The sequence below is a fragment of the Shimazuella sp. NTD248 genome (genome assembly GCF_059510395.1).
In genome coordinates, this window is record NZ_JCAJZT010000001.1 from 774,199 (window position 1) to 787,462 (window position 13,264).

Below are 13,264 nucleotides of genomic sequence, written 5' to 3' on the forward strand. Positions count from 1 at the left end.
ATAACGGAGGATAACAGTATGACGGAACAAGATTGCTTGCTTTTGATATACATAAATGAAGAACGCAATTTAACACGAACTGCTGAACGGCTTTATATCACTCAACCTGCACTGAGCTATCGACTCCAGCAAATCGAAAAGGAATTTGCTGTCCCCATCATTGTTAAAGAAAAGAAAGGAATTCGTTTCACTCCAGAAGGAGAATACCTCCTTACCTACGCAGAGAGAACACTAAAAAATCTGCGGAAAGCAAAAGACTTCGTCATCAACATTCGTCATGACGAGAGAGGAACTCTCCGATTAGGTGTTTCCAGTTACTTTGCTCAATACAAGCTCCCGCCCTTATTAAAAACATTTCAATCTGCCTTTCCTCAAATTCAAATCCATGTCACAACAGGAATGAGCAATGAGTTAATCGATGGGCTACTAGCAGATGAGCTCCATGTCGGGATTATTCGCGGGGATTACCATTGGTACGAGGAAAAATACTTTTTAGAAGAGGAAAATATCTGCATTATCTCCAAAGATCCAATCGATCTTAATAAACTGCCTGATCTACCAAAAGTACATTATCGAGAACCTCTCAACTCCATTCAAGCAAAAAGCAGCTCTCATACAACAATTATCCACAGTATTGATCAATGGTGGAATGATCACTATGACCAGCCTCCCTATATTGCCATGCAGGTAGATAGTTATGAAACGTGCCGGGAGATGGTGCGAAACGGGATGGGATATGCAATTGTACCTCGTATTTTTATCCATCAGGACGACGATCTTTACACGTATGATCTTATGGCAAAAGATAGCAAAGCTTTAAAACGGAACACTTGGCTGATGCATAAAAAGGAAACCGAACACCTGAAAGTCGTTCAACGCTTTGTAAACTATATCAAATCCACTTATCCGCATGATTAACTAAAAATTTTTTATGAATGAACCAAAAAATTCTTGAATTCCCTTATCCCAGAGGAGTGAGTACAATTTAAGTAATGATAACGCTATCACCTTCTTTAAGAAATGGATAGAGAAAGGATTACTTTCGATGGGAAATAATAAGGATAAAATTCAAGTTGCTGTAGAAAAACGAAGCGAAGAAATAAAAGCGCTATCATTAAAAATCCACGCGAACCCAGAATTAAGTTTTGAAGAACATCAGGCACAAGGCTGGTTGATTGAACCTTTAGAGAAAGCAGGTTTTCAAATTGAAAAAGGCTTGTCAGGACTCCCCACTTCTTTTCGTGCTACTTGGGACAATGGAGAAGGACCTGCTATTGCCTTTCTTGCAGAATATGATGCACTGCCGAAAATTGGACATGCCTGTGGTCACAATATCATCGGATCATCAGCTGTAGGAGCTGCTTTAGCGTTAAAAGATGCTGTACCGGATCTGCAAGGGAAAATTGTCGTCATCGGAACACCTGCTGAAGAAGAAGGTGGCGGGAAAATCTTGATGGCTGATGATGGCATCTTCGATGATATCGATGCAGCTATGCTGTGCCATCCACAAAAGAAAACATGGGTACTTCGCGGTGGATTAGCTTGCGTGGACGCGACGATTCAATTTTTCGGCAAGCAATCACATGCTTCTTCTGCCCCAGAAAAAGGAATCAGTGCATTGGAAGCATTGATCACTTCTTACAATGCAATCAATGCCTTGCGCCAATTTTTCACTGATGATGTACGGATTCATGGCATTATCACGCATGGCGGTGAAGCGACAAATGTCGTACCAGACTTCACCGAAGCCAAATTTTTGATGCGGGCTGCAACTGTCAAAGGACTTGAAGTTGTTAGACAAAAAGTGTATCGCGCAGTGGAACATGCAACAGAAGCTATGGGAGCCAGATGCGAGATTACAGAAGGACTCATCTATGCAGAACGAAATAACAATCATGCTTTAGCAGATCTTTTTCGCCATAACCTCGAATCCATGGGAATTGAAGTAAGTGAACCGCCGACACAAGGTGGATTAGGCTCATCCGATATTGGAAATGTTGGACGAGTAACAGCTACTATCCACCCTTATATTCAAATCGGAAATGAAACCACCCATACATCTGAATTTGCAGCTCTTGCAGGTTCCGAAGCTGGTATGGCAGGTCTGATGCAGGCATCTAAAGCACTTGCTATGACAGCATATGATCTGATCGACAATCCAGAAGCTTTTCAGCAAGTTCGACAAGAATTTGAAGCTTGGAAACAAAAACAATCATCTTAGATGCGACTAGTAGGGGGAAATTTTATGAGCAAAGTACTCAAATATTTCAAGTTTCCACACACGTATGTCTTGCTAGTTTTATTGATCATCATCGCTTCTTTTTTCACATACTTGATCCCTTCTGGCGAGTTCAAACGGGTTGAAGATAAAAAAACAGATCAGACCGAACTTGTACCAAATTCTTATCATCATATCGAATCAAGTGCAGTCAGCATTGTCCAAGTTCCGAAAATGATCGTCAAAGGATTAAATGATTCTGCTGATATCATCATGTTTATTTTTATCGTCGGCGGTGCTTTTCAAATTATTACGGCAACAGGCACTATCAATGCGATAACTGGGAGGATAGCCCATCGATTTCAAAACAAAGACAAGCTCATTATCCCCATTTTCCTCACCCTGTTTTCGGTTGGCGGCTTTTCGATGGGGATGTCTACCGAGTGTATGGTGTTTGTTCCGATTGGTATAGCTGTCGCCCGATCACTTGGATATGACGCAATTGTAGGAACGGCGATGGTTTCCCTTGGTGCTTCGATCGGTTTTACAGCAGGACTTTTAAATCCATTTAATGTAGGGATTGCCCAAACCATCGCTCAAATTCCCATGTTTTCTGGACTATGGCTGCGTGCTATTTTACTAGTTGTTTTACTTATCATCACAAGTTACTACCTCATCCGCTATGCACAAAAAGTAAAAAATAATCCGAAATCTTCTTATGTTGCAGATCTAGAAAAAGAGAAGAATAATAGTCAAACTTTGGAGCAAGTAGATGTTCCAAAAATGGAAAGCAAACATTATCTTGTTTTACTCACACTTTTAGTTGGTTTTGGCAGCTTAGTATGGGGAGTATCTACACAGGATTGGTGGATCGAGGAGTTATCCGCACTCTTCTTGAGTATGGGCATCATCGCTGGATTCTTATCCGGGTTTGGCCCGAGCAGAGTAGCAAAAGAGTTTGTCATCGGAGCTAAATCAATGACATATGGAGCACTGATCATCGGTTTAGCTCGTGGTATATTGATGGTCTTTGAAGAAGGACATATCATCGATTCCATTGTCTATTCTTTATCTGGACTTATTGGTCATCTTCCAAGTTCTATTCAAGTCCTTGGCATGTATTTCTTCCAGACTATTATGAATGTTTTTATCACCTCTGGTACAGGGTTAGCTGCAACTACGATGCCGATTATGGTTCCACTTTCAGACCTCATCCATGTAACAAGACAAACAGCTGTATTAGCTTACCAAATGGGGGATGGATTTACGAATATCATCTTACCAACTTCCTCTATGTTGATGGGAAGCTTATCGGTATCAGGGATTACTTATCAAAAATGGCTCAAGTTTATGTGGCCACTTATGATCGTATGGGTGATCATCGGCGCCGTATTTGTAATCATTGCAAATCTGATCCATTATACGTAAAGCTAAAAAACAAAGCTGCTTTTCTCATCGTAGAGGAAAGCAGCTTCTCTATTGTTTAAACTGTCGGGAAAGAGCTGGAATCTATAATAGATGAGTTTGTGATATTTAGTCAGATATTACAGAAAAGAGGCTGAAAACAATACCAACTCCCTTATTAGTGTGATATATTTTACGTACAACCGTAACTCAACCGGAAGAAGAGTATATGAACAACCGTTTCAAGCGCATCCTTCGGGCTCTGCTGTTCGTGAGCGTCATCTTCGTGGCGATCCTCTACCCCCTCTTCATGATGGGGGAGATTCAGGGGGAGAACTCCCGGTACTACCAGAGCCTGTTCGAGCACTACCAGACCAGCTCGTACGAGCACCAGAGCCTCAACGCGCTGGGGGTAGCCACCACCTCGTTCCTGATCATGGGAGCGATCTTCGTCTATGTGACACTCGGTGCAATGAAGATCGCCTTTGGCGACCGCTTCAAGTTGGTCGTCGTTGACGAGAGCAAGCGCTCTGAGAAGAAGCTGTCTCCGGTCGTCGAACCGCTCCTCTCGCTGGCCGGCTCAGCGTTCTACTTCTGGGCGAGCTGGTGGCTGTTCTCACTCAGCTCCAGCAACCGGGACAACGCCCAGAGCTGGAGGCAGAAGCCGGGCAACTCCGGTCGTGTCTCTGAGCTCTGCCAGAAGTTGAGCGAGAACCTCCACGATCTGTCCAACATCTATATGTGGGGAAGCATTCTGACGCTCGCAGCCGGACTGTTCCTGCTCAGCGGCTTTTTCCTCTTGATCGCAAAGTGGAAGAAGCTGCGCAAGAACACGGACACGGTGGAGCCGAGCCAGGAAGGAGTCGAACCCGCTGCGGACGGAGTCAAGAAGCTCTGAACTTCTTCCGAGTAGAGAATACGGCACGTCACCTTGATAGATACACAACTGATAGGTGACGCAGGATCGGCTGGATCATCGTATCCAGCCGGTTGCCGTTTATAGAGTATAATCCTTTACATGGTTAAAGCTGAATGGAAGAAAATCATGGAAAAGTCCATATTATAAATGTAAAACCATCAGTTTATTAGGCTGATGGTTTTAACGTTTTTAGCATTTACTTTGAGTGATTCCATATTTTACAATGGATGTGAGGTGATCGAAAAATGCCAACATTTTCACAATGGGATGAAGCTTATCGGACTGGGGAATACCAGCAGCTTTGGGGAATGTCCCATCCATCACAAGAACTAGTCAGTTTTGCTGCTGCTTACGGTTCCACAGTTGGAAAAGTCGCTATTGATGTAGGTTGTGGAGCAGGATCAGAAGCAATTTTCTTAGCACAGTGCGGATTTACTACATATGGATTCGACCAAAGTGTAGAAGCTCTCAAGATTGCCACTGAGCGTGTAAAAGATTTAGGATTATCCGTCACCTTTCAGGAAGCAAATATACTTCATGTTCCGCTTGCTGACCAAACTGTCGACCTCATCAATGACCGTGGATGTTTTCATGTGCTATCTAATGACATTCGGCCTGATTATGCAAAAGAGATGGCTCGTTTACTAAAACCAGGCGGTAAAATCTTCATACGCGGCTGTAGAGATACCAGTAATGAACGTTTTCATGCCATTACCGATGAAGCAATAAAAACATATTTTAGTGATACTTTCGATGCAACCCCTGTCTATCCTTTAGAAATGAATGACGGAAGACCTATTTTGTTACATGGAGGCCTTGTGATTCTGACTAAACGATAAAGAGGAGAAAAAAGCAAACGCCTATTCTTCTAGGCGTTTGCTTTCCATTAGATGTAATGTTGGTGTGGAAAGTAAGCTAGCAACAGAGTTTCTTACCTTTTTCTAAAGTCAAAAGCAATGCTGATTCACGAGAAATAACTCTCTGCAATTTTTGATTTAGATTTTGGTTGACCTCTAAAAGTTCTTGGGCATCTTTTGCTCCAGCAAAAATGGAACGGATGGTATCTTGAATTTTTACTTTCTCTTGAACAATCTCTCCTGCTATTGCCAGTTCCTCTTCTCCTATTTTACCAATGACGAGCTTTTGTGCTTCTTTACAGTTGGTGACAAGTGTTGCTGTTACTTCATTTGTATTTGTATCCTTCTCAAATACTTGGTCTCCGGGGATCAGTTCGTATTCATAGTGAACCCCTGCATCATTGACCACTTTTTCTGGTTCTGGGCTATCGATTTCTACTTCAAAAGTAACGAGGACAAGTTTACCTGCTTCAACCGTTCCGATATTTACTCCTGTTTCAATATTCCCACTAACCGGAACACCATCTCGTTTTAAGCTGCCAGCGACATACTTTGTACCATTTGGAATGACGTCTTCTACGACAACATTTATCAGATCAGTGTCTCCTGTGTTGTCAATCTCGATCGTGTACAAAATCGTGTTTCCTGCTCGATTATACACAGGCACATCTTCTCTTTTGGCTATCTCTACTTGAACAAAACGGATAACCGTTGTCGCTTCATTGCTTTCCGCTGTACCTGTAGAGGTCGGCAAACCAGGACCACTTTGAAAATCGTAGATGACAGAAGCCTTATTTACTGCTACGTTATCTGGGGGAACTTTATTTACCTTTACTTGAAATTCAACCACGACCGGCCCTTCGATAGAAACCGAACCAATATTTACTCCTGCTGTTGGATCACCACTTGGTTGTAACACGCCATCGATCAATAGACTGCCGGGAATAAATGAAACCTCAGGTGGAAGTGTATCTTTTAAAATGGTGTTTTGTGCTTCGGTTAGTCCATCGTTCTCTACAAAGATGGTATAAGTCAGAATTTCTCCCACTACTTCTGCCTTCTTATCTACTTCTTTGGTAACTTTGATTTCCGGGCTGTTTACATCGATTTGCACCCCTAAACCTGTTACAATATATCCATCCGATTTGGAAGTAAATTGAACAACTGCGTCTGTCTGGCTATTTTCCATCGCATCAGAGACGTCCACATTGGTGATATCCCAGCTATAGCGAACCGCTCCAGCGGCATTTCCCGGGGTGGCATTTAACGAACCATCTGTTCCGCTTGTATCTAGATTTCCATCATCATCATTGATCTGCGATGCAAAGAAATTATCTACAGGATTATTCGGTCCTGATACAGGGCTCAGTGAAGACGCATCTTTGCCAAATAGGAGCTGATCTCCTGGTATTCTGGAATCACCTTCCATAGCCGTAACGAGCAGTCTGGCATGAACATCTCCTAAATCAGGAGTGGAGAAACCAGTAATGGATTGATTGATCGCACCAGCCCGCTCAATAGAAGCTGTCCCGACGTATACATTCATATTTCGCAGAGGAAGCGAAGCATCTTGATAGACCACTTGCAATGTCCAACCTGCTACGTTGTTACTTTTAAATCGCTGAACCGTTGCAGGTACACCGCTGACTGTGTACGTACCTGCCCCATCACTGTTCACTAAGCTCGTCACATTGGCACTGCGGACATAAAACGTTTGATTTGCTTGGTTTACTTGTTGTGCAGTAGTGGTATCTGGTGTGATAGTATACGTACTGACTGGTGAAGCAAACGTAATCGCTCCATTAATCTCACTGGTCACATCTTCTGTACTTGTCTTGGTAGAACCTCCCCAGATAAGCTCTGCATATAAAACCGTTGCTCCAGTCGGTATTTGTAAGCGAGCAGCAGAACCATTTTCCCTCCAATCCTGTGTAGAACCAGGAGGATATCCGATTACTTGCTTTGTAGTGTCGAGGGTAATAAATGCTCCAATATCTGAATAGATGGTATTGGTATTGCTCAATCCAAGGGTGTTTCCGGTAAACGTAACTGCCCCATTTGTCGTTGTCGAATAACGCCTTTGAAAGCTCATCTCATCCATCCTTTCCCTTTAGCTACAACCACAACAAATATCTTTGCTTTGATCTAATTTTTGAATTAACACATCTTCCAATTGTGCAATGGAACGCACGGCATTTATTGCACTCTGGTTTAACTCCAACAACTCCGCTACGGTGAGCAGACCGGCGCGAAATAACTGGGAAGCCGCTTGAATCTTTTCTCCTTCCATATCGATTACTCCGGCAATCGCCTTTTGTTCTTGGGCGATGGAGTGTATGATCAAATCTCTCGCCCACTCACAAGCTGATCGCCCAGCAGGAACATTGGTCTGTGCTTCGTTACTCGTTGCGCTGTCTTTGACCGGTGGTTCACCTGGTTCTCCTTCATACTCATACTCCGCACTTGCTGTATTCCCAATAACACCACTAGGATCAGGTTTCAGTACTTCCACTTCAAAGGTAACTACGATTGGACCTTCAATGGATATAGAGGAAAGAGGAAATCCGACAGTCGGATCAGCACTCGTATTCGGAACATCATCAATCTTTACACTTCCCGGCACAAAAGCCAGTTCTTCTGGTAATTCATCTTTAAAAATCACATTACTCGTTTCTACCAAGCTATCATTTGTCAAAAACACGGTATAAGTCAAAATATCTCCAACGACAGCATCTGTCTTATCTACTTCTTTTGTCAACACCACTTCTGGTTTTTCCGCCATCTTTCACCGCTCCTCTCTATTTACATCCACTACATAAATCTGTGAGGCTGGCTCTTTTGTCATCAAGTGCTTGTTGCAGCACACGAAGCGCATCGGAAACACCATCCGCACTTTGGATGATCCGGTCCTGCTCCGCAGCGGTTATGGTCCCATCTGCAAATGCTTGATTGGCAGCATTCACTTTGAGCAGCTCCGCATCTTGAAGCAATTTCATATTTTGTTCTTCTTGGCGAATGGAATTTTCAATTATTTCTTTGTTTCGTTCACATGGAGTCGGAGGTCGAACGACTACTTTTGTTTCTGCGATTGTACTGGATGCCTCGCCTGTCGCAATTGGCAAACCAGGGGCACTCTCAAACTCATACGTGAGCGAAGCTTCGTTTTCGATAATCTCATCTGGAGGGACATTCACAATCTTAGCTTGGAATGTGATTTCCACTGGTTCATTTAAGCCCAATGTACCAAGGGAAACACCTGTTGCAGGATCACTGCTCGGCTGGGGAACTCCATCAACTCGAATACTTCCCGGAACAAATTGAAGTTCGGCTGGCAATATATCGGTCCAAACAGCATCTCTTGCTTCGATCTCTTTTGTGTTCACCAGCAGGACAGTGTAAGTGACAACATCTCGTACTTTTGCTTCCGAAAGGTTCGCTGTCTTCTCCATTCGGATCTTTGGACTGTCCACATCGATCTGAACCGCTAAGCCAGATATGAGATAAGCATCACTATTGGATGTAAAGCGAGCAACCGCTCGATTTTGGCTGTTGATCATCGCCGTGGAAGCATCGACATTGGTAATATCCCAACCATAACGAACAACACCGTTTGAACCACCGATAGCAGGATTGAGATTACCTGCTGTTCCACTTGTATCTAAGTTTCCATTGTCATCATTGATTTGGGTAGCAAAGAAATTATTTGCTGGATTGTTCGGACCACTCATGGGCTGCAAAGTGGAGTCCGTTGGTCCAAACAAAAATTGATCACCGACAAGGTTTGTATCTCCCTGCATTGCTGTCACTAACAAGCGCGCATTGACAGGTCCTGTCGTAGGAGTACCGAAATCGGTAACTTCAATCGATTGAGGAGAACCATTGTATATAAATGTGTCATTAACAAAAAACGTAATATTTCGACTTGGCATGGCAGCATCTTTGTATGCGACTGCCAATGTCCAACCAACTGCTCCTAAAGTAGCTGGTACCTTGCCAACTGCATACCTGCCATCCCCTGCTGCTTTTACCAAATCAGTCACATCCGCAGAACGAACGTAAAAGTTGCCATTTTGTTGTGCGGTGGCAGGATCAGGAGCAAGCGAAACCGTGCCGTTAGGAGTGGTAAAATCAACAGGATTGTTCAATGCACCATTGACATTTGCATCTGTTGTACCACCCCAAATTAGCTCTGCATACTGCACCTCTGCACTGCTTGTGAGCCGCAAAACGGCCGCAGACTTATTTTCCGCCCAGTTTGTTGTCGTTCCTGGTGGAAAACCAGATACTTGCTTTGTTGTATCTGTAGTGAGAAATGCGCCAATATAAAAGTTCCCTGGATTACTCAGATCAGCAAGCCCCAGCGCATTGCCAGTAAACGTGATTGCCCCATTGATCGTAGCTGCATAGCGGCGAATGAGTGCCATAATACACCTTCCTCCCCATTTGTTTTGATTTAGCAGTAATCACAGATTTCTTTGACGGTCGATAGTTTTGTTATTAACTTCTCTTCTAATTCAATCACCGCATCGAGCATCTGCTCTACACTTTCATTAACTGCAATGAGATCACGGATCAAAACTTCATCATTTTGGAATGCACGGGATACAGCCTCTACTTTTTCTGCCTCTGCGCGAATGATATGGGCAATTCCTTTTTCTGCCTCTGCAACGGTTTTGATAATCTCATTTTTGCTCTCATCACACGAAGGAGGCTCGATCACTTCGATTCCCGGTACATTACTGATCACAGTTGCTGTAGAAATCGGCAAATCAGGTCTGCTCTGAAAATCAAAGGTCATGGACGCTTTGTTGTGAACAACCTTACCTGGGGGTTCTTCTTTTATCTTTGCTTGATACGTAATGATGATTGTCTCACCAACTGCGATCGTACCGACATTTACTCCTGCTTCGATATCTTCTCCCGGAAAAGCTACCCCTCGTACTCGCAAACTATCTGGTAGATACTCCAGCTCAGGATCAAGGAAATCTTGAAAAATAATATTGGTAGCAGGTACAAATCCCTCATTTTTGACCTCCAAGGTGTAGGTAACAATCTCCCCTACTACCGCCTTGGTTTTATCTGCTGATTTTGTCATTTTGACAATCGGACTATTGGCATCCAGTTGCACACCATACCCACTGACCATATACGTATCTTGCGCCGTAGCGATACGTACAATCGCCTCACCTTGGCTGTTGCGTAACGTACTGGATACATCCACATTTGTAATATCCCAACCTGAGCGAACACCAAAACCATCTGAACCAATAGGTTTGTTTAATGTACCTGCTGTCCCGCTCGTATCCAAGTTTCCATTGTCATCATTGATCTGGGAAGCAAAAAAGTTGTTAGCGGGATTATTAGGACCAGAGATGACTTGCATAGAAGAAGTATCTGGTCCAAACTCAAAGCGATCGCCTGGAAGATTGGAGTTTCCTTCCATCGCAGTCAGCATCACACGACCTTTTACTTCACCTGCTTCCAATGTCATAAAGCCATACAAACGTTCATCGACTGGCGGATTAAACTGTGTAATCAATTGCGAACCAGCATAAATATTCATATTTCGAATCTTCAGACTAGGGTGTTTATATGCTACTGCTAACGTCCATCCAACCGTATCCGTTTCACCTACTTTGGGTCGAACTGTTCCGGGTACACCTCCGGTCGTATATACTCCTGCACCAGCCGCTTGCACCAAACTGGTCACATTTGCTGAACGAGCATAAAATATTTGACCTTGTTGAGATGGTTCTTCTCTAGAAGTTAGCGGATCAGGACTTACCGAAAAAGTGCCTGTTGGTGTGATGAAAGTAATAGACGTATTGATTGAACCTATTACATTTTCTGAATTGGAATTGGTCGATCCACCCCACATCAGTTCCGCATAGAGTACTTCTGCATCATCGACCATACGTAAAACTGCTGAGGATGAATTCTCCCACCAATTCATCGTACTTCCTGCTGGATACCCGCCTACCTGTTTAGAGGTATCAATCGTAATAAACGCCCCGATGTCGGTGCTGCCATCGGCATAGCCCAACGTGTTACCAGTAAAAGTAAGTTGACCATTTGTCGTTTTTGTAAAGCGTTGATAAAATGGCATGCTTCTCCTCCTTTGCCTTGATTTTCGTTACGAGCAACAAAGTATTCTTGGCAACATCTCATTTTTATTTGAGTATATTTTCCAACTGCACATTTTCACCTAACAGTAGTCACAAACATCTTTGACGATTGATAATTTGTTTATTAATTTCTCCTCTAATTCAATCACTGCATCCAACATCTGTTCTACGCTGTCATTCACTGCGATCAAATCACGAATCAATACAGTATCATCTTGGAAAGCACGGGAGACAACTTCGACCTTTTCTGCCTCTGCACGAATGACATGAGCGATGCCCTTTTCGGCTTCGGCCACGGTCTTGATAATCTCATTTTTGCTTTCTTCACAGGGGGGAGGTTCAATCACTTCTACAACAGGCACATTACTTACACTAGTCGCAGTAGAGATAGGTAGATCAGGTCTACTTTGGAAATCAAATGTCATCGAAGCTTTGTTGTGAACAACCTTACTTGGCGGTTCTTTTTTTATCTTTGCTTGGTAGGTAATGATAATCGTCTCACCAACGGAGATCGTACCAACATTAACTCCTGTTTCCATATCTTCACCCGGAAATGACACACCGCGAACCCGCAAACTATCTGGAAGATACTCTAGCTCTGGATCGAGGAAATCTTGAAAAATAACATTGGTCGCAGGTACAAATCCTTCATTTTTGACTTCTAAGGTGTAGGTGACAATCTCCCCTACTACCGCCTTTGTTTTATCTGCTGATTTGGTCATTTTCACAATTGGACTGTTGGCATCGAGTTGCACACCATATCCGCTGACCATATACGTATCTCCTGCTGTAGCAATACGTACAATTGCTTGATCTTGACTGTTTCGTAATGTAGAGGATACATCTACATTTGTAATATCCCATCCCGAACGAACACCAAAAGCATCTGAACCAACGGATTGGTTTAATGTACCTGATGTTCCACTCGTATCCAAATCCCCATTGTCATCGTTAATCTGTGAAGAAAAAAAGTTATTCGCGGGATTGTTTGGGCCAGAGATCACGGAAAACAATGAAGTATCAGGACCAAATTCAAAACGATCTCCTAAAATACTTGAGTCGCCCTCTATCGCGGTCAACATCACTCGACCTTTGATTTCACCTGCTTCTAGGGTCATAAACCCAGATAAAATTTCGTCTGTAGGCGGATTATTTCTGTTGATCAGTTGGGAACCTGCATAAATATTCATATTTCGAATCTTCAGATCTGGGTGCTTATATGCAACTGCCAGTGTCCATCCAGTAGTATTTGTTGCTCCTGCTTTCGGTCGTACGGTACCAGGAACTCCAGCTGTCGTATAAACACCTGCTCCAGCCGCTTGCACCAAACTCGTCACATTCGCTGAACGACTATAAAATACTTGGCCATAAGTCGCTGGTTCTTCTCTTGCTGTAAGCGGGTCCGGACTTACGGAAAAAGTACCAGCAGGAGTGATAAAAGTAATTGGCGAATTGATCGATCCCATCACATTTTCCGAATCAGAATTAGTTGATCCACCCCACATCAACTCAGCATAGAGCACTTCTGCATCATCGACCATCCGCAATATTGCCGAAGATGAATTGTCTTGCCAATTCATCGTACTTCCTGCTGGGTATCCACTCACTTGCTTGGATGTATCAGTTGTGATAAAAGCTCCAATATCATTGCCACCATCGGAGTATCCCAACGAATTACCAGTAAACGTCAATTGACCATTTGTCGTTTTCGTAAAGCGTTGATAAAATGGCATGCTTCTCT

Annotated in this window: 10 protein-coding genes; 5 read left to right on the forward strand and 5 right to left on the reverse strand. The window is 43.3% G+C overall.

Translation table 11 applies throughout. The annotated features are described in order from the left end of the window. Positions 1–18: 18 nt before the first annotated feature. The 5 genes from AC5WOE_RS04155 (at position 19) to AC5WOE_RS04175 (ending at position 5,380) form a co-directional block, all read left to right on the forward strand. Positions 19–918 carry a LysR family transcriptional regulator gene (locus tag AC5WOE_RS04155; protein ID WP_496051996.1) on the forward strand — a complete coding sequence of 300 codons (900 nt, stop codon included), beginning with the start codon at positions 19–21 and terminating at the stop codon, positions 916–918. Between the two features lie 127 nt (positions 919–1,045). Then, positions 1,046–2,221, forward strand: coding sequence for a M20 family metallopeptidase (locus AC5WOE_RS04160; protein WP_496051997.1), 1,176 nt, complete (start codon positions 1,046–1,048; stop codon positions 2,219–2,221). A 24-nt stretch (positions 2,222–2,245) separates the two neighbouring features. Then, positions 2,246–3,646: a YfcC family protein gene (locus AC5WOE_RS04165; protein WP_496051998.1), complete on the forward strand. Its 1,401-nt coding sequence runs from the start codon at positions 2,246–2,248 to the stop codon at positions 3,644–3,646. Between the two features lie 205 nt (positions 3,647–3,851). Beyond that, on the forward strand, positions 3,852–4,520 hold the full coding sequence (locus tag AC5WOE_RS04170; protein WP_496051999.1) for a hypothetical protein: 669 nt from the start codon (positions 3,852–3,854) through the stop codon (positions 4,518–4,520). A 266-nt stretch (positions 4,521–4,786) separates the two neighbouring features. Beyond that, complete coding sequence (locus AC5WOE_RS04175; protein ID WP_496052000.1) at positions 4,787–5,380, forward strand: class I SAM-dependent methyltransferase; 594 nt, start codon at positions 4,787–4,789, stop codon at positions 5,378–5,380. Between the two features lie 76 nt (positions 5,381–5,456). Here AC5WOE_RS04175 and AC5WOE_RS04180 read toward each other — a convergent pair whose 3' ends face one another. The 5 genes from AC5WOE_RS04180 to AC5WOE_RS04200 form a co-directional block, all read right to left on the reverse strand. Next, entirely contained in the window at positions 5,457–7,490 is a 2,034-nt protein-coding gene (locus AC5WOE_RS04180) for a hypothetical protein (RefSeq protein WP_496052001.1), read from the reverse strand. Positions 7,491–7,508: 18 nt separating this feature from the next. Then, positions 7,509–8,180 carry a DUF11 domain-containing protein gene (locus tag AC5WOE_RS04185; RefSeq protein WP_496052002.1) on the reverse strand — a complete coding sequence of 224 codons (672 nt, stop codon included), beginning with the start codon at positions 8,178–8,180 and terminating at the stop codon, positions 7,509–7,511. Between the two features lie 16 nt (positions 8,181–8,196). Next, positions 8,197–9,822, reverse strand: a complete 1,626-nt coding sequence (locus AC5WOE_RS04190; protein ID WP_496052003.1) for a DUF11 domain-containing protein — start codon at positions 9,820–9,822, stop codon at positions 8,197–8,199. Positions 9,823–9,851: 29 nt separating this feature from the next. Next, positions 9,852–11,504: an alpha-helical endospore appendage domain-containing protein gene (locus AC5WOE_RS04195; protein WP_496052004.1), complete on the reverse strand. Its 1,653-nt coding sequence runs from the start codon at positions 11,502–11,504 to the stop codon at positions 9,852–9,854. Between the two features lie 99 nt (positions 11,505–11,603). Further along, entirely contained in the window at positions 11,604–13,256 is a 1,653-nt protein-coding gene (locus tag AC5WOE_RS04200) for an alpha-helical endospore appendage domain-containing protein (protein WP_496052005.1), read from the reverse strand. Between the last annotated feature and the right edge of the window lie 8 nt (positions 13,257–13,264).

What these genes read in the sequence shown, in the direction of transcription:
- AC5WOE_RS04155 (WP_496051996.1), top strand. Translation starts at nt 19, where the DNA reads ATGACGGAACAAGATTGCTTGCTTTTGATATACATAAATGAAGAACGC.
- AC5WOE_RS04160 (WP_496051997.1), top strand. Translation starts at nt 1,046, where the DNA reads ATGGGAAATAATAAGGATAAAATTCAAGTTGCTGTAGAAAAACGAAGC.
- AC5WOE_RS04165 (WP_496051998.1), top strand. Translation starts at nt 2,246, where the DNA reads ATGAGCAAAGTACTCAAATATTTCAAGTTTCCACACACGTATGTCTTG.
- AC5WOE_RS04170 (WP_496051999.1), top strand. Translation starts at nt 3,852, where the DNA reads ATGAACAACCGTTTCAAGCGCATCCTTCGGGCTCTGCTGTTCGTGAGC.
- AC5WOE_RS04175 (WP_496052000.1), top strand. Translation starts at nt 4,787, where the DNA reads ATGCCAACATTTTCACAATGGGATGAAGCTTATCGGACTGGGGAATAC.
- AC5WOE_RS04180 (WP_496052001.1), bottom strand. Translation starts at nt 7,490, where the DNA reads ATGAGCTTTCAAAGGCGTTATTCGACAACGACAAATGGGGCAGTTACG.
- AC5WOE_RS04185 (WP_496052002.1), bottom strand. Translation starts at nt 8,180, where the DNA reads ATGGCGGAAAAACCAGAAGTGGTGTTGACAAAAGAAGTAGATAAGACA.
- AC5WOE_RS04190 (WP_496052003.1), bottom strand. Translation starts at nt 9,822, where the DNA reads ATGGCACTCATTCGCCGCTATGCAGCTACGATCAATGGGGCAATCACG.
- AC5WOE_RS04195 (WP_496052004.1), bottom strand. Translation starts at nt 11,504, where the DNA reads ATGCCATTTTATCAACGCTTTACAAAAACGACAAATGGTCAACTTACT.
- AC5WOE_RS04200 (WP_496052005.1), bottom strand. Translation starts at nt 13,256, where the DNA reads ATGCCATTTTATCAACGCTTTACGAAAACGACAAATGGTCAATTGACG.